The following is a 20,967-nucleotide window of genomic DNA, read 5'->3' on the forward strand; positions in this document are numbered from 1 at the left end:
CCTTGATAAGATGTAATTAGTTCTAATCGTATCAAAACAACGGAAAAGGTCAATCGATCAAGCTGCATAGGGGAGGCGCGGATTATGTGGAAATGGCAAGCGGAAGGCGATGCAAAAGGCGTTATCGTGTTGATCCATAGTGCATACGAAGAGCATAAGCGTTACGCATGGCAAATCGAAAAATGGCGCAGGAGCGGGTTTCATGTCTACATGGGCGACCTGCCGGGGCATGGGACGCAAGCTGCAGATGATTCGGTGCACCGTGAACAATTTTTCGAGTATGATAAAACGGCTGCTGAACTGCTGCGTTTGGCAGCGGGAAATGATTTGCCGATCGTGCTCGCCGGACACGGCCTCGGAGCAGCGGTTGCCATCCATGCCCTTGCTGAAAGCCGCCATCCCATAGCAGCGCTTATTCTCACATCGCCATGGTTTGAATTGCAAAAAGTGCCGAGCAAGCCAACACTTGCCTTGTCGGGCATCAGCAAGCTTACCGGAAAAGGAAAGATCGACCATGGCATCGAATTGCGCCATTTGACGAGACGCAAGTTCCAGGACGATTCAGCGGAGACCGATCAAACGATCCAAGCGTTCAGTTCACCGGCTTGGTGGAAGGAATTGCAAGGCTATTTGGAGCAGGCAGCACAAACACGGCTTCCCGATCTGCCGGTCATGCTCCACGTAGGCCAGCGCGATTTGATTACGCAAACCGCTGCTGCGCGCACTTGGCTGTCTAAGCAAGCCATGGCTGAATTCCAATTCAAGGAATGGCCGTTTTGCTACCACGACTTGCTGCAGGAACCGGAACGGGAAGAGATCTTCCAGGCAGCGCTGCGCTTTGCTGAAGCGGCAGCGGAATCCGAAAAAATGCGCCGCAGCCAATAAAACATCATTACACTAGCACCTGTACTAAAGAATAGAAAGGAAAGATCAACATGTCACTTCGTTTCAGCATATTAGACCAATCCCCGATCTCACAAGGCCAGACAGCCCGCGAAGCGCTTGCCGATACGGTCCAGCTGGCGACTCACGCAGAAGCTTGGGGCTATACGCGCTTTTGGGTGTCGGAGCATCACGATGCGAAAACTTTGGCGGGCTCTTCACCGGAAATCTTGATCAGCCATATCGGCGCAAAAACTTCATCGATTCGCCTGGGTTCTGGCGGCGTCATGTTGCCGCATTATTCGGCGTTTAAAGTGGCAGAGAACTTCAATTTACTGGAGAACCTATACCCAGGGCGCATCGATGCCGGTGTCGGCCGCGCGCCAGGCGGCATGCCGAGAGCATCGTTCGCTTTATCGAATGGCCGCTTGCGGGATGCGGGGCGCTTTCCTGAACAATTGGATGAGCTGCGCATGTATTTGGAAAACAGCATCCCCGAGTCGCATGATTATTACGGAATGAACGCAACTCCGGTGCCGCCGAAAGCGCCGCCGATCTGGATGCTCGGCTCTGGCGAGGGGTCCTCCCAATTAGCCGCCCAAAAAGGCTTGCCGTATATGTTCGCCCATTTCATCAACGGCGAAGGCGGGCAGGAGTTTGCAGCCAACTACAGAAAAAATTTCATTCCCCATAACGGCAATAGACCGTATACCGGCTTTGCGATTTTTGCCGTATGCCAGGAAACTCAGGAGCAGGCTGAAGATGTCGCGTCTTCACTTGACCTGTCGCTTGCGATGGGTGCGCAGGGCATGCCGTCTGACGGGACGCCGCCTCCGGAACAGGCCGTTGCTTACGAGTATTCGAAGTTCGAAAAGCTGCTCGTCGCAGAAAACCGCCGGCGCATGGTCGTCGGCGACCCTGTGCAAGTGGTGGATCAATTGGAAGTGCTCGGCGCGGAATATGGCGCCGATGAAGTGATGATCGTTTCCGTCGCCCACGATTTCAATGATAAGTTAACGACGTTCCGATTGATCGCTGAAGAAATGGTTAAAAGAACGTCCGAAAAGAAGCAGCAGGTTGAATAAACAGCCAGCTGCTTTTTTGCGTGTTTGCAAAAAAAGGTTTAGAGATGGGCTGGGGGGATAAAGAGTTGGAACGACAGAAATAAAGAAAGAAGGAATGGATATGTTTGAACGCACCGCAGGCAGCCACGTTGTCGAGCTATTGAAGCAATGGAATGTAGACCATATTTACGGAATGCCCGGGGACTCTATCAATGAATTGATGGAGGAACTGCGCAAAGTGGACATTCGTTTTATCCAGATCCGCCACGAGGAAACAGGGGCGCTTGCTGCTTCGGCTTATTCGAAACTAACCGGGCGCATCGGCGTGTGCCTGTCAATTGCAGGGCCAGGGGCGATCCATTTGCAGAACGGGTTGTATGATGCAAAGAAAGACAAAACACCGGTGCTCGCGATCGTCGGGCAAGTGACCAGCAGTTCTGTCGGGACCGATACGTTCCAGGAATTGAAATTGGAATCGATGTTTGAAGACGTGTCGGTTTATAACCGCCGCGTGCAAAATGCCGAACAATTGCCGGATATGCTCAATCAGGCGGTGCGCGCAGCGTATGCCGAAAAAGGCCCGGCTGTGCTCGTTGTGTCGGACGACCTATTCAGCACCAAAATCAAAAGAGAGAAGGAGATGACCTCTCCTGAATATTCCGTGCCGCATGTCCGGGCGGCGGAAGAAGATTTGAAGGAAGCGTTAAAGCTATTGGAATCCGCCAAAAAGCCGGTCATCCTGGCAGGCAAAGGCGCGCAGCAGGCATCCGGCGAAGTGTTGGCATTGTCGGAAAAACTGAAAGCCCCACTGATTGCATCGCTTCCGGCAAAAGGATTGATTCCTGATAATCACCCGAATAACCTCGGGCAGCTCGGGCAACTCGGAACGGAACCGGCTGAACAGGCGATGAAACAGGCGGACCTGGTTATTCTGGCAGGCACCGCATATCCGTACCGTGAGTATCTGCCGGATAAGGCGCAGGCAATACAGATCGATATTGATCCGCGCGTGATTGGAAAGTATTACCCAGCGACAGTGGGGGTAGTCGGTGAACTTGGACCGGCGCTTTCTTGGTTGACAGGTCAATTAGGTGAAAAAGATCCAGGTTTCTTGGATGAATTCAAAGAAAAAAGAAGCGATTGGCATGACAAATTGCGTGCTGATGTCGATAAACAAACCGATAGGCTTCAACCCCAGCAAGTCCTGGGTGAAATCCAGCACATCATGGAGCAGGACGCTGTCGTCTCACTCGATGTCGGAAGCATCACCATCTGGACGGCGAAATATTTGCAGTTAGCCGGCCAAAAGCTGGTCTTGTCTTCTTGGCTCGGCACGATGGGCTGCGGTTTGCCGGGAGCGATGGCAGCGAAACTGGCGTATCCGGAAAGACAGGCGATCGCCATCGTTGGGGACGGCGGATTTTCCATGGGCATGCAGGATTTTGTCACTGCGGTTAAATACGAGCTGCCAATGATCATCGTCGTCTTCAATAACCAGAAACTTCAATTGATAGAAGACGAACAGAAAATGGCAGGCAATAAGCCGACCAATGTCGAGCTGGCCAATATCGACTTTGCTGCGTTCGCTATTGCGTGCGGCGGTGGAGGCTATACGGTAAAAACGCGCGCTGAATTGCAAGATGCTTTATCAAAAGCGAAAGCAAGCAAACAGCCCGTCGTCATCGACGCATACGTGGAAGACATCTCGGCTGTATTCTAAAAGGAATGGCTATGAGACATTTGATGTAAATGAAAGGAAGGCGAAATGGATTGACTTCGAAAATGACAGCACTAGGATTTTACAAACCGGGGAATACGGAACAACCGCCTGAGTTCGAAGCGGTGGAGTTGGACAAACCTGAACCAAAAGGGCACGATTTGCTTGTCGAAGTGAAGGCGGTATCGGTGAATCCGACCGATTACAAAACGCGCGATTCGAAAAAACCGGACGATGATTCCTTGACAATCGTCGGAAGGGATGTCGCGGGTGTTGTGGTATCGACCGGAAGTGATTGTTCATTGTTCAAAGAAGGCGATGAAGTGTTTTATGCAGGAACCAATGTCCGGGCAGGCGGCCATAGCCAATTTCATTTGGTCGACGAGCGCATCGTCGGGAACAAGCCGAAAAACTTGGACTTCGCACAGGCGGCCGCCTTGCCATTGACGGGATTGACGGCGATGGAAGCCATGTTTGTGCGTTTGGGCATTTCGAAAAACCCGCAGGACAATGAAGGCAAGACCATCCTGATTATCGGCGCTGCAGGCGGCGTCGGTTCAATCGCTACGCAAATTGCCAATTTGGCAGGGCTTACCGTAATCGGGACGGCATCTAGGCCAGAAACGGTTGAGTGGGCAAAAAACCACGGCGCCCATCACACGATCAATCATCACCAGGAATTGCTGCCTCAATTGAAGGAACTGGAAATCGACGGAGTAGACTATATCTTCTGCCTGACAAATGTCGATGACCATATGGAAGGCATGGCTGAAGCAATCCGGCCGCAAGGAAAAATCTGTTCGATCTTGCCAGCGTTCGAGCCGCTTGAGCCGTCCTTGTTTGGCAAAAGCGTCACCTTCGTCTACGAATTGATGTACACGCGCTCGATGTATCAAACCGAGGACATGATCGAGCAGCATCAGTTATTGAATGAGCTGTCGGAATGGGCAGACAGCGGCAAGGTCCAGACGACGCTCAATGAGACAATGGCGCCAGTCAATCCGGCAAACTTGAAAGAAGCTTACGGAAAATTGATGTCCGGCAAGACCATCGGGAAAATTGTTCTCAAGGGCCCTGTCGAGAAATAAAGGAAAGAGCAGCGTGCATGTGCACGCTGCTCTTTTGATTTAACGATTATTTCTTTCGGCGCTGTTGTTTTTTCTCGATTGCGACTAAAAACGGGGGAGAGTGCTGCTGATTGATGAATTCGTATTTCATGACGTCGTAGCGGGTTTGCGGCAAGCGCTTGACGTAATCCATCACAGCGTCGCGCTCTTCACTGCCGCCATCGTGTCCCGAATAAATGACCACCAGCACCAATCCGCCAGCTTTCAAGAGCTCCAAGCATTGTTCGATCGCCTGCAAGGTGCTGTCAGCTTTTGTAATGATTGTATGGTCGCCTTTCGGCAAATAGCCGAGATTGAAAACGGCGGCTGCGATCGGCTCCATGACATATTGATCGATTTTCGCATGGCTGTCGCAGATCAATTCCACATGGGAAAACGCTTCTGTGCGCTGACTGGTCGCTTCGATGGCTTGTTGTTGGATATCGAATGCGTAGACTTTTCCGGAGGCACCGGTAAGTCCAGCCAGAAAATGGGTATCGTGGCCGTTTCCGGCAGTGGCGTCCACTACACTGTCGCCTCCATGGACGATTTCAGTGAGTAACGATTTGGTGAAAGGCAGTACGCGCTGCAAAGTCATAATGCCACACTCCCGGCATAATGCTTCCCTTGCCAGCTGCCTCGGGTTTCGAGTTCTTTATCGATGCCGTTCAGCACTTCCCATTTATTCGTGCTCCACATCGGGCCGATCATCAAATCGATCGGGCCATCGCCAGTGATGCGCTGGACGACCATGTCGGGCGGGATGATTTCCAGCTGGTCGGCGACGAGTTGGATATAAGCATCCTTTTCCATGAATTCGACTAAGCCTCTTTCGTATTGTTTGACCATCGGCGTGCCGTTCAGTAAATGCAGCAGATGAATTTTGATGCCTTGGACATCGAGCTTTGCGACTGTCCGGGCGGTTTCCATCATCATGTCTCTATCTTCAAGCGGCAAGCCGTTGATGATGTGGCTGCATATATTGATGCCGTATGCGCGCAGTTTGTCGACACCATTTTTATAAGTATCAAAATCATGCGCACGGTTGATGAGCTGCGCAGTGCGCTCATGGACAGTCTGCAAGCCGAGTTCCACCCATAAATATGTCCGTTCGTTGAGTTCGCCTAAATAGTCAACGACTTCATCCGGCAAACAGTCAGGGCGTGTGCCGATGCTGATGCCGACCACATTTTCCTGCGCGAGTGCCGCTTCGAACTGTCTCTTAATGACCTCGATCGGCGCATGGGTATTTGTATAGGCTTGAAAATAGGCGATGTATTTGGCGTCTTTCCATTTGCGGTGCATTTTCGCTTTCACTTGCTCGAATTGCACAGGGATCGGGTCGACGCGGTCTCCCGCGAAATCACCGGATCCGGCAACCGAACAAAATGTGCAGCCGCCGAATGCCACGGTGCCGTCGCGGTTTGGGCAATCGAATCCGGCATCGAGCGAGATTTTCATGATCTTTTCTCCGAATTGCCCGCGTAAATGGCGGTTCCATGTATAGTAGCGCTTCCCGTCACTCGGGAAGGGGAATTCATTGTTCATTATCAAACCACTCCTTAGCTGTCATTATAACATGCTGCTGCCGGCCGAAAAGCCGCCAAAAATCGTGTGTCCATTGTCCTTGTTGCGTTTCCCATGGACTTTTGGTTAAATTGTTAATGGAAGCGTTTTATTGAATCAAAATTCAGTTAATGTTGCAGAGGGGGAAACGCGCGATGAAACCAATTTACAATTCTGCCAAAGAGGCAGTCGAACCGATACAAGACGGCGCCACCATCATGGTGGGAGGATTCGGGCTGGTCGGGATTCCAGAACAGCTGATCCTGGCGCTCGTCGATAAAGGGGTAAAAGACCTTACCGTCATTTCCAATAACTGCGGAGTCGATGAATGGGGCCTCGGGTTATTGCTGAAAAACAAGCAAATCAAAAAAATGATCGGCTCATATGTGGGCGAAAACAAGGAATTCGAACGCCAAGTGCTGTCCGGCGAGATCGAAGTGGAACTCACGCCTCAAGGCACGCTCGCTGAAAAAATGCGCGCAGGCGGAGCCGGCATCCCGGCATTCTTCACACCGGCAGGCGTCGGCACGCTAGTCGCGGAAGGCAAGGAAATACGCGAGTTCGGCGGCAAGGAACATGTGCTCGAAATGGCATTGACAGCGGATTTCTCACTGGTACGTGCGCATACAGCCGATAAATTGGGCAATCTTGTCTACAACAAAACCGCACAGAACTTCAACCCGTTGGCAGCAGCTGCCGGTAAAGTGACGATTGCGGAAGTCGAGCATTTGGTGGAAATCGGCGACATCGACCCGAACCATGTACAGACGCCGAGCATCTATGTGCAAGGCTTATTGCAAGCAGACCAGGAAAAACGAATCGAGCGTTTGACGACGCGTTAAGAAAGGGCGGGGACAACAGTGGACAAACAGGCTATTAGAGAACGCATCGCAAAGCGTGCAGAAAAAGAAATCAACGACGGAGATTACGTCAACCTCGGCATCGGCATGCCGACCTTGGTCGCGAACTTCATTTCCGACAATAAGCAAGTCGTCTTGCAGTCCGAAAACGGATTGCTCGGCATCGGGCCGTACCCGACAGAAGATCAAGTCGATCCCGATTTGATCAATGCCGGGAAAGAAACCGTCACAACGATCCCGGGCTCCGCATTTTTCACCAGCGCTGAGTCATTCGCAATGATCCGCGGCGGGCATATCGATGTCGCGATACTCGGTGGCATGGAAGTTGCAGAAAACGGCGACCTGGCCAACTGGATGATCCCAGGGAAAATGATCAAAGGCATGGGCGGCGCGATGGATCTCGTGCACGGCGCGAAGAAAGTCATCGTCATCATGGACCATGTATCGAAAGACGGCTCTGCGAAAATCAAGAAAGCGTGCGAATTGCCGCTGACCGGTAAAGCGGTCGTCAATTTGATCATCACGGAACGCGCAGTGATCGAAGTGACGGATTCCGGATTGGTTTTAAAAGAAGTGTTCGAAGGCCATACAGTGGACGAAGTCGTTTCTGCAACCGATGTCGAGCTGAACACCGATAGCGTCAAAGTACATTGAGCTATTGCATAAAGATGAGCGCTCAGCTAAAATGAAATCAATAGCAAATGGCCGTGAAGAGGAATAGTAGAACGTGGATGCAGCAAAGAGAGCCGGCGGATGGTGCGAGCCGGCATGCAGAACGTTTGAACTCGCCTTGGAGTCTGCGCAATGATTGCGCCGTTTTCCGCGTTAAGGAATCAAGTTGAGCGTATGAGCGCTAATTTGGGTGGTACCGCGGGAAAGATCCCGTCCCTTAGTTTTAAGGGGCGGGATTTTTTATTTTGCTGAAAACTATGCAAGGCATGCGGGCATCCGCTTGTATTTAGAGGAGGAAAATCGGAAATGTCTTTTAACCACAAGGAAATTGAAAAGAAATGGCAAATGCACTGGCAGGAAAACAAAACCTTTAAAACGGAGAACACGCCGGGCAAGGAAAAATTCTATGCACTCGACATGTTCCCGTATCCATCAGGTGCCGGGCTTCACGTCGGGCATCCGGAAGGCTACACGGCGACCGATATTTTGAGTCGCCAAAAACGCATGCAAGGCTTTGATGTGCTTCATCCGATGGGCTGGGATGCATTCGGTTTGCCGGCAGAGCAATACGCGCTTGATACCGGAAACGACCCGGCAGAATTCACGGCGAAAAACATCGAGACCTTCAAGCGCCAAATCCAGGAACTGGGCTTCTCCTATGATTGGGACCGTGAAATCAACACGACCGACCCGAATTACTATAAATGGACGCAATGGATCTTCATCCAGCTTTACAACAAAGGCTTGGCATATGTCGATGAAGTAGCGGTTAACTGGTGCCCGGCTCTTGGCACCGTCCTTGCCAACGAAGAAGTAGTCGAAGGGGTTTCTGAACGCGGGGGCCATCCGGTCGAACGCCGCCCGATGCGCCAGTGGGTGTTGCGGATCACGGAATATGCAGACCGCCTGCTTGAAGACTTGGATGAACTTGACTGGCCGGAGAGTTTGAAGGACATGCAGCGCAACTGGATCGGCAAATCCGAAGGCGCAGAGCTTGAATTCAAGATCGATGGTACTGGGCATTCATTCCGCGCATTCACGACGCGCCCGGATACGATTTTCGGTGCAACATATGCCGTTTTGGCGCCTGAACATAAATTGGTGCTTGATATTACAACGGATGAACAGCGCGAAGCTGTCGAGAGCTATATTGATAAAGTGAAAACGAAAAGCGATTTGGAGCGTACGGATCTTGCAAAAGACAAGACAGGCGTCTTCACGGGAGCTTATGCGATCAATCCGGCAAGCGACGAGAAAATGCCGATCTGGATTGCCGATTATGTCCTCGCGACTTACGGGACAGGCGCGATCATGGCCGTACCGGCACACGACGAACGCGATTATGAATTCGCGAAACAATTCGACTTGCCAATCGTCGAAGTCGTCTCAGGCGGCAACGTTGACGAAGAAGCCTATGCAGGCGACGGCGAACTCGTCAACTCCGATTTCTTGAATGGTTTGACTAAAAACGAAGCGATCAAAAAAGCGATCGACTGGCTCGAGCAACAAGGTGTCGGCGAGAAAAAAATCACCTATCGTTTGCGCGACTGGCTGTTCAGCCGCCAGCGCTATTGGGGCGAGCCGATCCCAATCATCCACTGGGAAGATGGCACAATGTCGCCTGTTGACGAAGCGGACTTGCCGCTGGAACTTCCAATCACAACGGATATCAAGCCGAGCGGGACAGGTGAATCACCGCTTGCCAATATTGAAGAATGGGTAAATGTTACGCATCCTGAAACCGGCATGAAAGGCCGCCGCGAAACGAATACAATGCCGCAATGGGCAGGCAGCTGCTGGTATTATTTGCGTTTTATCGATCCGACCAATGACGAAGCAATCGCGGATCCGGACCTGTTGAAACGCTGGCTGCCAGTGGACGTCTACATCGGCGGTGCGGAACACGCCGTCCTTCACTTATTGTATGCGCGTTTCTGGCATAAAGTATTGTACGACCTTGGCGTCGTGCCGACAAAAGAACCATTCCAGAAATTGTTCAACCAAGGGATGATCCTCGGGGAAGGCAATGAAAAAATGTCGAAATCCAAAGGCAATGTCGTCAACCCGGACCAAATCATCGAAAGCCACGGCGCGGATACGCTGCGCATGTACGAAATGTTCATGGGGCCGCTCGAAGCGTCGATCGCCTGGTCGACGAACGGGCTCGACGGATCGCGCCGTTTCCTTGACCGCGTGTGGCGTTTGCTGATCGAAGACGGGGCGATCTCCGGCAAAGTCATTGAACAAAATGACGGGAAACTGGAGAAAGTGTATCATCAGACCGTTAAGAAAGTAACCGAAGACTTTGATGGCCTCCGTTTCAATACGGCGATTTCGCAATTGATGGTATTCATCAATGAGGCGTATAAAGCCGACAACTTGCCAAAAGAATACATCGAAGGTTTCGTGAAGATGCTGTCGCCGATCGCGCCGCATCTGGCCGAAGAACTTTGGAACAAACTGGGGCATAGCGAAACGGTAACGTATGAAGCATGGCCGACATTTGACGAGTCGAAACTGGTCGACGATGAAATCGAGATCGTCGTCCAAGTGAACGGCAAAGTACGAAGCAAGCTGACAGTTGCAAAAGACAGCACGAAAGAACAGCTGGAAGAAGCGGCACTCGCCGACGAACACGTCCAAAAGGCGGCAGAAGGCAAGCAAGTGCGCAAAGTCATCGCCATTCCAGGGAAATTGGTCAATATTGTTGTAGGATAAAAGATGAAAGCCGCCAGGGAAATTTCCCTGGCGGCTTTTTATGTATTAAATATTAATGGGGAAGTTAAGTTTTAGAGATCGTTGCGACAAGAGTGAATTAAAAAAATGAGTGTAAAGGCTTCTGCTTTTCGACTGCGTTTCAGGGGACGCTTGCCGGGGGGCGGGTGTTGAGCCAAGGTGGCAAAAAGCGCGCCACCTTTGTCTCGCCAGCCCGCTCGGTCCCCCAGGCGTCGCCCCTTTCACTCCGTCTCCTAGTTTTAGAGTGGAAGGTAAGTTATTTATCCCACTCAGCAGAAGGTGTGGAGATGCATCATATTCTGGAGCTTGCTCAACCAGGTCAGAGAATGAAGTGACGTCGGTCTTCAACCGCTAAATTAAATAACAATCGTTCCAATTCAAGGACTGGCCAGTCAGATGCTTCATATCGGGAAGCGATTCCCCCACTAGCCGGCAACTGGATACAGTAGCAGACCTTTTTAAAAAGTCGTCAAACAATGAAATCGCTCAGCCGCCGAGCGTCAAGGGTGAGCCGACGCATTAAGACAGGCGTACTTTCTGGCTTATTGCAAGAGGCCAACCCAAAGCAAGGTGGCGGATACCAAGAAGAAACTTACTTCAATGTTCAGCAACATCTTTACAAGAAAACTCTCGCTAATTTTGATTCTGTGTACTTTAAGAAGTAAAGCCTCATTTTCTCTTTCGCTTCATTCCAAAGAAAAAAGCCCGATTGCCTATGCAATCGGACTTTCGGTTTGATAAGAAGCAGCGAACTCGGCTGCGTTTTTTCCTGCCACGTGTCCGGTGACAAGGGCGGAAGTGATATTATAGCCGCCGGTGTAGCCGTGGATGTCGAGGATCTCGCCACAGAAGAACAAGCCGGGTTTTTTCTTCGAATGCATCGTCTTTGGCTCGATTTCCTTGATCGACACGCCGCCGCCTGTGACGAACGCTTTTTCAATCGGCTGTGTGCCGGAGACGGTCATCGAAAACGCCGTCATTTCAGTTGCCAGCGCACGGACTTTATCGGCCGGCAGTTCTGCGCCGGTCAGCTGCGGGTCGATGCCTGCACGATCCAACAGGAACAACAGCCAGCGTTCTTGCGCCAGGCTTTTCCAGACGTTCTTCAATGCTTTTTTCGGCTCGTCTTTCATCAGCTTGTTAAGCAGCTGGAACGCCGATTCCGCATTGTCATCCGGCATGGAATTGATGCGGACGGTGACCGCTTGTCCGCCGTTTTTCTTCATTTCCTTGACGACGTACTGGCTGCAGCGCAGGATGGCCGGCCCGCTCAGCCCGAAATGAGTGAACAGCATGTCCATCTGATGCGTGACGAGCGCTTTGCCTTTTTTATTGAGCACCGTGACGGCGACATCACGCAAGGCGAGCCCTTGCAAGTCACGTGATTTAATGAACGGTTCGTTCGATAACAAGGGAACTTCCGTCGGATATAAGTCGGTGACGGTGTGCCCCGCTTTTTCCGCCCACGGATAGCCGTCTCCGGTCGATCCCGTTTGGGGCACCGCTTTGCCGCCGACTGCGACCACGACTGCGTGCGACTTGAATTCCTCGCCAGAGTGCAGGCGGATGCCGGTCACTTTGTCGTCGTCCATCAATAGGCTTTTGACGGGGGAATCGAGTTTTCGCTCGACGCCAAGACGGTCCATCTCGCCAAACATCGCATCCGCGACGTCTTGGGCGCGGTTTGACACCGGGAACATGCGGCCGTGGTCTTCTTCTTTTAACGCCACGCCGAGATTCTCGAAAAACTCGATGATGTCTTCGTTATTGAAAACCGAAAACGGGCTGTACATGAAGCGGCCATTCCCCGGAATGTGGTGGACGATTTCTTCCAAAGGCAGGCGGTTGGTCACGTTGCAGCGGCCGCCGCCGGAGATGATCAATTTCTTTCCGAGCTTTTTGCCTTTTTCGACGAGCAGCACGCGCTTGCCGTTCGATGCGGCAGCGATGGAAGCCATTAAGCCGGATGGGCCTCCGCCGATGATGATGATGTCATACATATAATAAAAACTCACTTTCGTTTTTCTTTTCAGTATACACGATGAGGCAAAACACGTTGAGTAATTTTGTCTATAGGTGTAAACTATCGTGTAGATTGCTTTTTATTTTGAACAAAGTCAGGGAGTGCAAAATGTCCTCATTAATTAAAGGTACAGCCATTTTAACTTTAGGTTTATTTCTGTCGAAAGTGCTCGGCGTCATCTACATCATCCCGTTCTACAGCATGGTGGGGGCAGATAATATCGGGCTTTATCAGTATGCCTACATCCCGTATAACTTGATGCTGGCACTGGCGATATCCGGTGCGCCGATCGCGTTTTCCAAGTTCACGGCTAAATACAATTCACTCGGAGATTACGAAACCGGGAGGCGGCTGTTGCGGTCAGGCTTGCTGACGATGATGATTACCGGCTTCGTGTCGTTTTTGGCGCTTTATGTGCTGGCTGAGCCTCTCGCGCGCATCACCATTTCAGAAGATGAACTCATCTACTCTGTGGATGATATCGCGGACGCCATCCGCTGGGTCAGTTTCGCATTGATCGTCGTTCCGTTCATGAGCCTGTGGCGCGGCTTTTTCCAAGGGTATAATTATATGATGCCGACCGCTGTGTCGCAGTTGATTGAACAGATCGTCCGCATCATCTTCTTGCTCGGCGGCGCATTTGCAGTTATCTACATATTTGATGGCACGCCGAAAACCGCTATCCAGTTCGCCGTCTTATCCGCTGCAGTCGGGGCGCTCGGCGGGCTCGTCACTTTGTATTATTTCTGGCGCAAAAAGAAGCCGGAATACAATCACTTACTCGCCACATCCGTTGAATCCTATGATGTCCGGTTGCGGGATATGTACCGCGAAATCCTGTTGTATGCCGTGCCGGTCATTTTCCTTGGAATCGCCAACCCGTTATTCCAATTTGTCGATTTGATGACTTTCAACCGGGCGATGGCAGCCGGCAATAACATCATGGAGACAGACCTTCTTGGGATCTTGAATTTGACTGCCCATAAATTGGTCATGATTCCGGTCATGCTCGCAACAGGCTTCTCGATGGCGCTCATTCCGCTCATCACGAAACATTTCACGCGAAACGAACACCTGCAAGTGACCAAAACATTGGACCAGTCGTTCCAGTTGATCTTGTTTTTGACCTTGCCAGCAGTGATCGGCATGACGATGCTGTCGGATGAGCTGTATCACGTCTTCTATAAAGTCAGTGAAACGGGTTCAGAGATCCTGGCTCATTATCTGCCGGTCGCGATCTTGTTTGCCGCATTCCCGGTGACAGCTTCTATCTTGCAGGGGATCAACAAACAAAAATGGATCATCATCAACTTGCTGATCGGTCTCGGGCTGAAAGCCTTGCTGAATACGCCGCTGATCATGTGGTTCGAAACAGACGGCGCGATTGCTGCAACGATCATCGGTTATGTCGTTGCGATTACGATGAACATGATCGTCATTTCGAAGACGATGAACTACCGCTCGAAAATGGTGTTCCGCCGTATTTTGCTTATTCTTATCTTGAATGCCGTCATGGCGTTTGCGGTGTATTTTGCAATGAATGGCCTGGACTTCATTATCGGCATGGATAATAAATTCTTGTCGATGATCCGCATCATCTTAATCGGTGGGGTCGGCGCCATTGTTTATGGATACCTCAGCTTGAAGACAGGGCTTGCCCAGAAGCTGCTCGGCGCGAGAATTACGCGCATTACAAGACGCTTCGGCTTCTAGGAGGAAATGTTATGAGAATCGATAAATTATTGTCGAATTCGGGATTCGGCTCAAGAAAAGAAGTGAAGATCTTACTGAAATCGAAAGCGGTGGAAGTGAACGGCGAAACGGTGCGCGACCCGAAGTTTCATGTCGATGAGAAAACGGACGACGTGTCGGTTGCCGGGGAACCTGTCGTCTACCGCGAGTTCATTTACTTGATGATGAACAAACCGCAAGGCGTTATTTCAGCGACAGAAGACCGCTTCGACGAAACCGTCATCGATTTGCTGACGGAAGACGAGCAGCGCTTCGAGCCGTTTCCGGTCGGGCGCCTCGATAAAGATACAGAAGGGCTGCTGCTGATCACAAATGACGGCAAATTGGCCCATGAGCTATTGTCGCCGAAAAAGCATGTTGATAAAACCTACTATGCGAAAATCGACAGCCCGGTGACGGATGAAGATATACAGGCATTCACGCAAGGCGTTGTGCTCGATGATGGCTACGAAACAAAGCCTGCTCAGCTGCATATTCTGCGAAGCGGGAATGAGTCCGAAATCGAATTGACCATTACGGAAGGGAAATTCCACCAAGTCAAGCGCATGTTCGAAAGCGTGAATAAGCACGTGGTGTTTTTGAAGCGATTGTCGATGGGACCGCTCCAATTGGACGAAACGCTCGAACTCGGGGAATACCGCGAATTGACAGAAGATGAATTAACTAAATTAAAACAAAAAAAATGACCGCCTAGGCGGTCATTTTCTTTGTTTTCAGGAGGTCATTTTGACTTTCTTCTCCGTCGTTGTCCATTTGCCCCGGACTGGACTTTCTACCAGTTCGTTAAAGGCCAACACATTCAAATCCCTTTGAATGGTGCGAGGAGTGATGCCGAATTCATCGACCAGATCCTGTGTGGTCACAGTCCCGTTCTCGAGAATGTACTTGTACATGTCTTTGATTCGAATGAGCATGCGGTCAGTTGTGGGTTTCATAAGTTAAGAACCACTCCTTCATCTTTAGTACCAATGGCAAAGACTAGCGGACGCGTGAGTATGGTGTATACAGCAATTAAGGAATAATAGCGGTAGACAGCTCCTTTTTTAGAAAATCCGTCAATTTGACTTGTCTGACAATTTGATTATATCGAAAAAACGTCTTGACTTCCATGATTTTGGGTTTCTTTACTAGAACTTAATATGAATGAAATAGAAAAAAATCCCCAAAAATAACCGGCTGTTCTTTAAATTATTTGAAAAAGGTGTACAATAGCCATAACAAAAAGGAGTGTGAGGCATGGATTGGCAGCAGGAAGCAGAGCGGCGTAAAGAAGAATTGCTCAGTGAATTGCAGGAGTTGATCGCAATTCCGAGCGTATTAAGCGAAGACGGAAATCCTGACGCTCCTTACGGAAAAGAAGTTCGGCAAGCGCTGGAGTGGTTTTTGGCAAAAGGGGAGCGTGCAGGGTTTGAAGCGAAAAACATCGCCAATGTTGCAGGGCATTTGGAGATAGGCGAAGGGCCGGAACTTCTTGGCATCCTCGGGCACGTCGATGTCGTGCCGGCTGGCGACGGTTGGACAAAAGACCCGTTTGGCGGCGAGGTCGCTGACGGGAAATTGTTCGGGCGCGGAGCCATCGACGATAAAGGCCCGACAATTGCTGCATGGCTGGCGCTTAAAATGGTTAAAGATGCAGGATTTGAATTCAAGCGCCGGGTGAGATTGATCATCGGCACGGATGAGGAAAGCGGCTTCCGCTGTGTGGAGCGTTATTTCCAGACAGAGGAAATGCCGGACATCGGATTTGCGCCGGATGCGGATTTCCCGATCATCAATGCAGAAAAAGGCATCGCGGACATTGAGTATACGCTTGATTCTACAGGACAAGGCGAATTGCTGGAATTCACTTCAGGAGAACGGACGAATATGGTGCCGGACCGTGCGGTGGCAAGAGTAGCTCTGGAAAGCGGCGGGATCGACGCGGCATTCCGGGAATTTTGCGAAAAGGAAAAGGTGTCAGGCGACTGCACACAGGATGCTGATGGCGCCGTGTTGACCGTATACGGCAAATCGGCCCATGCGATGGAACCGGACGCAGGCGTCAATGCCGGCATTTTGCTCGCGAAGTTTCTGCAGGATAAAGTTACAGGCGACGGAGCAAATTTCGTCCGCTTTATCGTTCAATATTTCAGCGGCGATTCCAGGGGGCGCAAGCTTGGGCTGTCGTTTTCCGATGAGGCGTCCGGAGATACGACATTCAATGCCGGGATTATGCGCTTCAAGGCGGGGGAACGTGGCAATGTGCGCGTCAGCATGCGCTATTCGGTCAGCTGCCCATTCGAGGACATGATGGCTACTCATCGATTAGATGGAGTGGGAGTGGATATACTATCGAACTCCAAGCCGCATCACGTCGATGCCGCCGACCCGTTCATCCAAACCTTGCAAAAAGCGTACGAGAAGCAGACCGGCGAACCGGCAGACTTACTGGCAATCGGCGGAGGCACCTATGCCCGCGTGCTCGATAAAGGCGTCGCTTTTGGCATGCTGTTTCCGGGAGAACCGGATGTCGCGCATCAAGCCGATGAATTCGTCGATATCGACAATTTGGTAAAAGCAACGGCAATTTATGCAGAAGCCATTTATCAACTGGCGTGCAAATAATTACAGGAAAGAAGGAATGGCAATGGAATGGATTTTGTCTAATGGCGAGATTGTAAAAGAACAGGATTTGGAGATTTCAAAAGAAGACCGCGGGTATCAATTCGGTGATGGCATTTACGAAGTCATCCGCGTGTATGAAGGAGATTTGTTCACGGCAACGGAACACATCGACCGTTTCTATGCCAGCGCAGAGAAAATCCGGATTACGGTCCCTTACACGAAAGACGTGTTCCATAAACTGCTCTACGATTTGGTCGAATTGAATCAAATCGACAACGGCCAAGTATATGTCCAGATTACACGCGGAGCGGCTCCGCGAAACCATCAATTCCCTGAACAGGCTGAGCCGGTTGTTGTCGGCTACACGAAATCGGTGGAGCGGCCTGTGGAATTTCTGGAAAACGGCGTGAAAGCGGTCATGATCGAAGATGTGCGCTGGCTGCGCTGCGACATCAAGAGCTTGAATTTGCTCGGCAATGTGCTGGCGAAACAGCAGGCTTACGAAGAAGGGTATTTCGAAGCGATTCTTCACCGCGGCGACACGGTAACGGAAGGTTCGTCATCGAATATGTACGGCATCAAAGACGGTATTCTTTATACCCATCCGGCGACCAACCTGATTTTGAACGGCATTACGAGACGCGTCATCTTCGAGCTATGCAAGGAACTGGGCATCGAGGTGGTAGAAACGGCGTTCACGAAACAGGAAGCGCTCGAGATGGATGAATTTTTCCTATCGTCGACCACTTCCGAAGTGATGCCGGTAATCGAGATTTCGGGACAGAAAATTGCGGATGGCACGCCTGGCGCCACGACTCGCAAACTGCAAAAGGCTTTTGAAGCGCGGATTAAAATGGGCGTCATTTCCTGATTCCTGCACTTATTATGCAATCACGGGACCGGCAAAGAGCCGGTCCTTTTTTGATGCCCGTCAGTTATAATGAAGTGAGGTGATGACAATGAGCACACATTATTTTATCGGAATCCGGATCCCGCGACAAACAGCAGAAAAGATTGGGCAAGCGAGAGATTCCTGGGAGTTGTCGACCCACAAGCGTCTAACGCCTCCTGCGGATATGCACATTACATTGGTCTTTATCGGCGAAGACCGTTTCGGCGAATTGGAAGAGATTGCCGAACGGCTCGGCCAAATCGACCAAGCACCGTTTCACTTGCGGCTTGCCGGCGTGAAGACGTTCGGCAATTCCGAAACTCCGCGCATCGTCTATGCAGCGCTCGCTGACAGCCCCGAGTTGATGGCGCTTCAACAGGCTGTGCATCAGCAATTGGGTGAGTTGGAGCTCTCAACCGATCCCAAGCCGTTCGTGCCCCATATCACGCTTGCCAGCCGCTGGAAAGGCGGGAGCTTGCCGGAAAAGTTGGAGCTGGAAGAATTGGACTTTCCGGTCGATTCGTTCTCTTTGTTCGAGATCCACCCGCGGGAAATCCCGCGATACAAGGAAATCCAAAACTATCAGCTGAAAGGCGGCAATTGAGCGTCGTGGAAAATACTATGGACATTGTCTTTATCATCAATCCAACAGCCGGCAACGGGGCAGCGCTCAGGAAATGGCGCCAGTTCTCCGAAACGATTGATTTTCCGTACGAACAATTCGTCACCGCTTCTTCAGGACATGCGTTTCAATTGGTCGAACAATTGAAAGAGAGGCAACGGAAAACTTTGGTGGTCGGCTTCGGCGGAGACGGAACCATGCGTGAAATTGCTGCGGCTGGGGCCGGGGATGAGCTTTTATTCATCGCGGTAGTCCCGGCCGGGTCGGGCAATGATTTTGCCCGTTGCTTCAGCTGTTTTTCCATGGCGGAGGAAATCAGCCATTTTTTGGCATGCCCTGCAGGATTGCCGACCGATATCGGGCAAGTAGGGGGGATACCGGGGCAATTGTTTGCCAGCAGTTCCGGCATCGGCTTTGACGCCGCCGTGGCTCGCGGCGTCAACCGTTCACGAATGAAGCTATGGCTGAATAAAGTCGGGCTCGGCAGATTGGCGTATTTGATTTTCGTCGTCACGACATTGTTTAGTTTCAAGAAGTTCCACCTGACAGTCGAATCGGATGAAGCACTGTTCCATTACGAGGACGTATGGCTCGCCACCGTCAGCAATCAGCCGTATTTCGGAGGCGGCATGAAAATTTCGCCACACTCCTCAGTCCATGACGGCAAGCTTGAATTGACGGTCGTCCACCGCCTGCCGAGATTGAAACTACTGGCCGTTTTTGGTACGGTATTTAGCGGAAGCCATACAAAGTTTCCGGAAGTCATACAGTTCAGCGGGAATCATTTTTCGCTCACCATGGACCGCCCAGTGCCGCGCCACGTGGACGGGGACGACGCGGGAATGGCGAATGCACACGAAACTCTTGAGTTCCGTGTGTCTTCAAAACAATGGCAACAAGCAAAACTATAACTAGAAAGAGGATGTCTATACATGAGAGCAAGATATAAACCATGGGCGGCAGATTTGATCGAAGCCCATCCGGAAATCGTCATTCCGAATCCAGAAGCGTTAAAAGGCAAATGGCACGAAGAGTTCGGCAATGACCAGCCGATCCACATTGAGGCGGGAAGCGGGAAAGGCCGTTTCATTACCGGTATGGCACAAGCCAATCCGGATATCAATTACATCGGCATCGAATTATTTGAAAGTGTGATCGTAACGGCGCTTCAAGGAGCATTAGAGCCGGAAGGCGGCATTCCGAACTTGCGCCTCTTGCAAGTGAACGCACAGGAGCTGGAATCGTTTTTTGAAGCAGGCGAAATCGACCGCGTCTACTTGAATTTTTCGGATCCTTGGCCGAAAACGCGACACGCGAAACGGCGTTTGACACACGAGAGTTTCCTGAAGTTGTATGAGCGTGTATTGCCGGAACAAGGCGAAATCCATTTCAAGACCGATAACCGCGGGCTTTTTGAATATTCGCTCACGAGCATTTCCGAATATGGTATGTTATTGAAGGATGTATCGCTGGATCTTCATGCCAACGAACCGGAATGGAACATCATGACAGAGTATGAAGAGAAGTTTTTGAAAAAAGGGCAGCCGATCTACCGGTTGGAGGCGAAATTCCAAGCGTAACATCAACTCGATAAGGGGGAGTTTGTATGCAGAAATTTCAATTTCACGACATGTTATTAACTTGGCTTGATGGGGGGACGACTTGGCTCGACGGAGGCACGATGTTCGGCGTCGTCCCGAAAGTGGTGTGGTCAAAACGCTATCCTGCAAATGAGCAGAACCAGATTGAATTGCCGACACATCCGATTTTGGTGCAATTCGATGGGCATAATATTCTCGTCGACAGCGGCCTCGGTCATGGCAAATTGACCGATCGCCAAAAGCGCAATCTGGGTGTTTCCTCAGAATCACGTGTAGAAGAGCAGTTGGAAGAGCTTGGCTTGTCTGCAGAAGATATCGACACGGTCTTGATGACACATTTACACGGCGATCACGCGGCTGGCCTGACGAAACAGCAGGGCGAGGCGTACGTGTCTGCGTTCCCGAACGCAAAAATTTGCGTATCGGCTGTGGAATGGGAGGAAATGCAAAACCCGAACATTCGCTCACGCAATACGTATTGGAAAGAAAATTGGGAGCCGATCACTGGACAGGTCGAAACCTTTACCGACAAAATGACGGTTTTCGATGCAATCACCATGATTCATACGGGAGGCCATTCGAACGGCCATAGCGTCATCAAATTTGAACAGAATGGGGAGACGATTCTCCATATGGGTGACATCATGCCAACCCATGCCCATCAAAATCCATTATGGGTATTGGCGTTTGACGATTATCCGATGGACTCGATTTATGCGAAGGACAAGCTGATGAAAGAAGCGCTGCCTGGCAATTTCTATTTCAGCTTTTACCATGACGCGTTTTACCGCCTTATTAAGTGGAACGAAGACGGAAAAGAAGTTGTCGATGCATTAGAACGCAAAGAAAAAGTGTTTGAATAGAAAAAAT

The 20,967-nt window shown here is 50.8% G+C and carries 19 protein-coding genes and 1 other annotated feature; of the genes, 15 read left to right on the forward strand and 4 right to left on the reverse strand.

The genetic code is table 11. The features are described from left to right. The first annotated feature begins 84 nt into the window (after positions 1-84). The 4 genes from AB9R92_RS01280 (at position 85) to AB9R92_RS01295 (ending at position 4,751) form a co-directional block, all read left to right on the forward strand. The gene (locus tag AB9R92_RS01280; RefSeq protein ID WP_370667737.1) at positions 85-885 is read left to right on the forward strand and encodes an alpha/beta hydrolase; all 801 of its coding nucleotides are present in this window, start codon (positions 85-87) and stop codon (positions 883-885) included. Positions 886-935: 50 nt separating this feature from the next. After that, a complete protein-coding gene (locus AB9R92_RS01285; protein ID WP_370667738.1) occupies positions 936-1,967 on the forward strand; it encodes an LLM class flavin-dependent oxidoreductase in 1,032 nt (343 codons plus the stop codon). 100 nt (positions 1,968-2,067) lie between these two features. Further along, positions 2,068-3,666: a pyruvate oxidase gene (locus AB9R92_RS01290; RefSeq protein WP_370667740.1), complete on the forward strand. Its 1,599-nt coding sequence runs from the start codon at positions 2,068-2,070 to the stop codon at positions 3,664-3,666. Between the two features lie 62 nt (positions 3,667-3,728). Beyond that, entirely contained in the window at positions 3,729-4,751 is a 1,023-nt protein-coding gene (locus tag AB9R92_RS01295) for a zinc-binding alcohol dehydrogenase family protein (protein ID WP_370667806.1), read from the forward strand. 46 nt (positions 4,752-4,797) lie between these two features. Here AB9R92_RS01295 and mnmM read toward each other — a convergent pair whose 3' ends face one another. Both mnmM and mnmL read right to left on the reverse strand, forming a co-directional pair. Next, positions 4,798-5,367: a tRNA 5-(aminomethyl)-2-thiouridylate-methyltransferase MnmM gene (gene mnmM, locus AB9R92_RS01300; RefSeq protein ID WP_370667741.1), complete on the reverse strand. Its 570-nt coding sequence runs from the start codon at positions 5,365-5,367 to the stop codon at positions 4,798-4,800. Next, a complete protein-coding gene (mnmL, locus tag AB9R92_RS01305) occupies positions 5,364-6,317 on the reverse strand; it encodes a tRNA modification radical SAM protein MnmL/YtqA (RefSeq protein WP_370667742.1) in 954 nt (317 codons plus the stop codon). Before mnmL ends, mnmM begins: the two co-directional genes overlap by 4 nt. A gap of 173 nt (positions 6,318-6,490) precedes the next feature. Here mnmL and AB9R92_RS01310 point away from each other — a divergent pair, with 173 nt between their 5' ends. From AB9R92_RS01310 to leuS, 3 genes are all read left to right on the forward strand, one after another. Then, positions 6,491-7,177, forward strand: coding sequence for a CoA transferase subunit A (locus AB9R92_RS01310; protein ID WP_370667743.1), 687 nt, complete (start codon positions 6,491-6,493; stop codon positions 7,175-7,177). A gap of 18 nt (positions 7,178-7,195) precedes the next feature. Beyond that, positions 7,196-7,849 (forward strand): 3-oxoacid CoA-transferase subunit B, encoded by a 654-nt coding sequence (locus AB9R92_RS01315; protein ID WP_370667744.1) that lies wholly within the window; start codon positions 7,196-7,198, stop codon positions 7,847-7,849. 44 nt (positions 7,850-7,893) lie between these two features. After that, positions 7,894-8,088, forward strand: a binding site (T-box leader). Between the two features lie 85 nt (positions 8,089-8,173). Further along, positions 8,174-10,585 (forward strand): leucine--tRNA ligase, encoded by a 2,412-nt coding sequence (leuS, locus tag AB9R92_RS01320; protein ID WP_370667745.1) that lies wholly within the window; start codon positions 8,174-8,176, stop codon positions 10,583-10,585. Positions 10,586-11,316: 731 nt separating this feature from the next. Here the strand turns inward: leuS and AB9R92_RS01325 are convergent. Next, on the reverse strand, positions 11,317-12,603 hold the full coding sequence (locus AB9R92_RS01325; RefSeq protein WP_370667807.1) for a BaiN/RdsA family NAD(P)/FAD-dependent oxidoreductase: 1,287 nt from the start codon (positions 12,601-12,603) through the stop codon (positions 11,317-11,319). A gap of 131 nt (positions 12,604-12,734) precedes the next feature. On the opposite strand from AB9R92_RS01325, the gene AB9R92_RS01330 reads away from it, so the two are divergent. Both AB9R92_RS01330 and AB9R92_RS01335 read left to right on the forward strand, forming a co-directional pair. Continuing rightward, positions 12,735-14,339, forward strand: a complete 1,605-nt coding sequence (locus AB9R92_RS01330; protein ID WP_370667746.1) for a putative polysaccharide biosynthesis protein — start codon at positions 12,735-12,737, stop codon at positions 14,337-14,339. 11 nt (positions 14,340-14,350) lie between these two features. Beyond that, entirely contained in the window at positions 14,351-15,064 is a 714-nt protein-coding gene (locus AB9R92_RS01335; protein WP_370667747.1) for a pseudouridine synthase, read from the forward strand. A 27-nt stretch (positions 15,065-15,091) separates the two neighbouring features. Here the strand turns inward: AB9R92_RS01335 and AB9R92_RS01340 are convergent, their stop codons facing one another. Beyond that, positions 15,092-15,313 carry a DeoR family transcriptional regulator gene (locus tag AB9R92_RS01340; RefSeq protein ID WP_068868816.1) on the reverse strand — a complete coding sequence of 74 codons (222 nt, stop codon included), beginning with the start codon at positions 15,311-15,313 and terminating at the stop codon, positions 15,092-15,094. A 301-nt stretch (positions 15,314-15,614) separates the two neighbouring features. Between AB9R92_RS01340 and pepV the strand changes: the two genes are divergently transcribed. From pepV to AB9R92_RS01370, 6 genes are all read left to right on the forward strand, one after another. Beyond that, entirely contained in the window at positions 15,615-16,982 is a 1,368-nt protein-coding gene (gene pepV / locus AB9R92_RS01345; protein WP_370667748.1) for a dipeptidase PepV, read from the forward strand. Between the two features lie 22 nt (positions 16,983-17,004). Then, positions 17,005-17,853: a D-amino-acid transaminase gene (gene dat / locus AB9R92_RS01350; RefSeq protein WP_370667749.1), complete on the forward strand. Its 849-nt coding sequence runs from the start codon at positions 17,005-17,007 to the stop codon at positions 17,851-17,853. Positions 17,854-17,941: 88 nt separating this feature from the next. After that, the gene (gene thpR / locus AB9R92_RS01355; protein WP_370667750.1) at positions 17,942-18,478 is read left to right on the forward strand and encodes an RNA 2',3'-cyclic phosphodiesterase; all 537 of its coding nucleotides are present in this window, start codon (positions 17,942-17,944) and stop codon (positions 18,476-18,478) included. A 5-nt stretch (positions 18,479-18,483) separates the two neighbouring features. Further along, positions 18,484-19,407 (forward strand): diacylglycerol/lipid kinase family protein, encoded by a 924-nt coding sequence (locus AB9R92_RS01360; RefSeq protein ID WP_370667751.1) that lies wholly within the window; start codon positions 18,484-18,486, stop codon positions 19,405-19,407. A 21-nt stretch (positions 19,408-19,428) separates the two neighbouring features. Then, positions 19,429-20,076, forward strand: coding sequence for a tRNA (guanosine(46)-N7)-methyltransferase TrmB (gene trmB / locus AB9R92_RS01365; protein WP_370667752.1), 648 nt, complete (start codon positions 19,429-19,431; stop codon positions 20,074-20,076). Between the two features lie 26 nt (positions 20,077-20,102). After that, entirely contained in the window at positions 20,103-20,960 is an 858-nt protein-coding gene (locus AB9R92_RS01370) for a YtnP family quorum-quenching lactonase (RefSeq protein WP_370667753.1), read from the forward strand. Positions 20,961-20,967 lie beyond the last annotated feature (7 nt).

Origin of the sequence: Planococcus sp. SSTMD024 (assembly GCF_041320495.1) — a bacterium.
GTDB lineage: Bacteria > Bacillota > Bacilli > Bacillales_A > Planococcaceae > Planococcus.

Bases quoted from the DNA above. Each gene is read 5' to 3' on its own strand.
- AB9R92_RS01280 (WP_370667737.1), top strand. From the start codon at position 85: ATGTGGAAATGGCAAGCGGAAGGCGATGCAAAAGGCGTTATCGTGTTG.
- AB9R92_RS01285 (WP_370667738.1), top strand. From the start codon at position 936: ATGTCACTTCGTTTCAGCATATTAGACCAATCCCCGATCTCACAAGGC.
- AB9R92_RS01290 (WP_370667740.1), top strand. From the start codon at position 2,068: ATGTTTGAACGCACCGCAGGCAGCCACGTTGTCGAGCTATTGAAGCAA.
- AB9R92_RS01295 (WP_370667806.1), top strand. From the start codon at position 3,729: ATGACAGCACTAGGATTTTACAAACCGGGGAATACGGAACAACCGCCT.
- mnmM (WP_370667741.1), bottom strand. From the start codon at position 5,367: ATGACTTTGCAGCGCGTACTGCCTTTCACCAAATCGTTACTCACTGAA.
- mnmL (WP_370667742.1), bottom strand. From the start codon at position 6,317: ATGAACAATGAATTCCCCTTCCCGAGTGACGGGAAGCGCTACTATACA.
- AB9R92_RS01310 (WP_370667743.1), top strand. From the start codon at position 6,491: ATGAAACCAATTTACAATTCTGCCAAAGAGGCAGTCGAACCGATACAA.
- leuS (WP_370667745.1), top strand. From the start codon at position 8,174: ATGTCTTTTAACCACAAGGAAATTGAAAAGAAATGGCAAATGCACTGG.
- AB9R92_RS01325 (WP_370667807.1), bottom strand. From the start codon at position 12,603: ATGTATGACATCATCATCATCGGCGGAGGCCCATCCGGCTTAATGGCT.
- AB9R92_RS01330 (WP_370667746.1), top strand. From the start codon at position 12,735: ATGTCCTCATTAATTAAAGGTACAGCCATTTTAACTTTAGGTTTATTT.
- AB9R92_RS01335 (WP_370667747.1), top strand. From the start codon at position 14,351: ATGAGAATCGATAAATTATTGTCGAATTCGGGATTCGGCTCAAGAAAA.
- AB9R92_RS01340 (WP_068868816.1), bottom strand. From the start codon at position 15,313: ATGAAACCCACAACTGACCGCATGCTCATTCGAATCAAAGACATGTAC.
- pepV (WP_370667748.1), top strand. From the start codon at position 15,615: ATGGATTGGCAGCAGGAAGCAGAGCGGCGTAAAGAAGAATTGCTCAGT.
- dat (WP_370667749.1), top strand. From the start codon at position 17,005: ATGGAATGGATTTTGTCTAATGGCGAGATTGTAAAAGAACAGGATTTG.
- thpR (WP_370667750.1), top strand. From the start codon at position 17,942: ATGAGCACACATTATTTTATCGGAATCCGGATCCCGCGACAAACAGCA.
- trmB (WP_370667752.1), top strand. From the start codon at position 19,429: ATGAGAGCAAGATATAAACCATGGGCGGCAGATTTGATCGAAGCCCAT.
- AB9R92_RS01370 (WP_370667753.1), top strand. From the start codon at position 20,103: ATGCAGAAATTTCAATTTCACGACATGTTATTAACTTGGCTTGATGGG.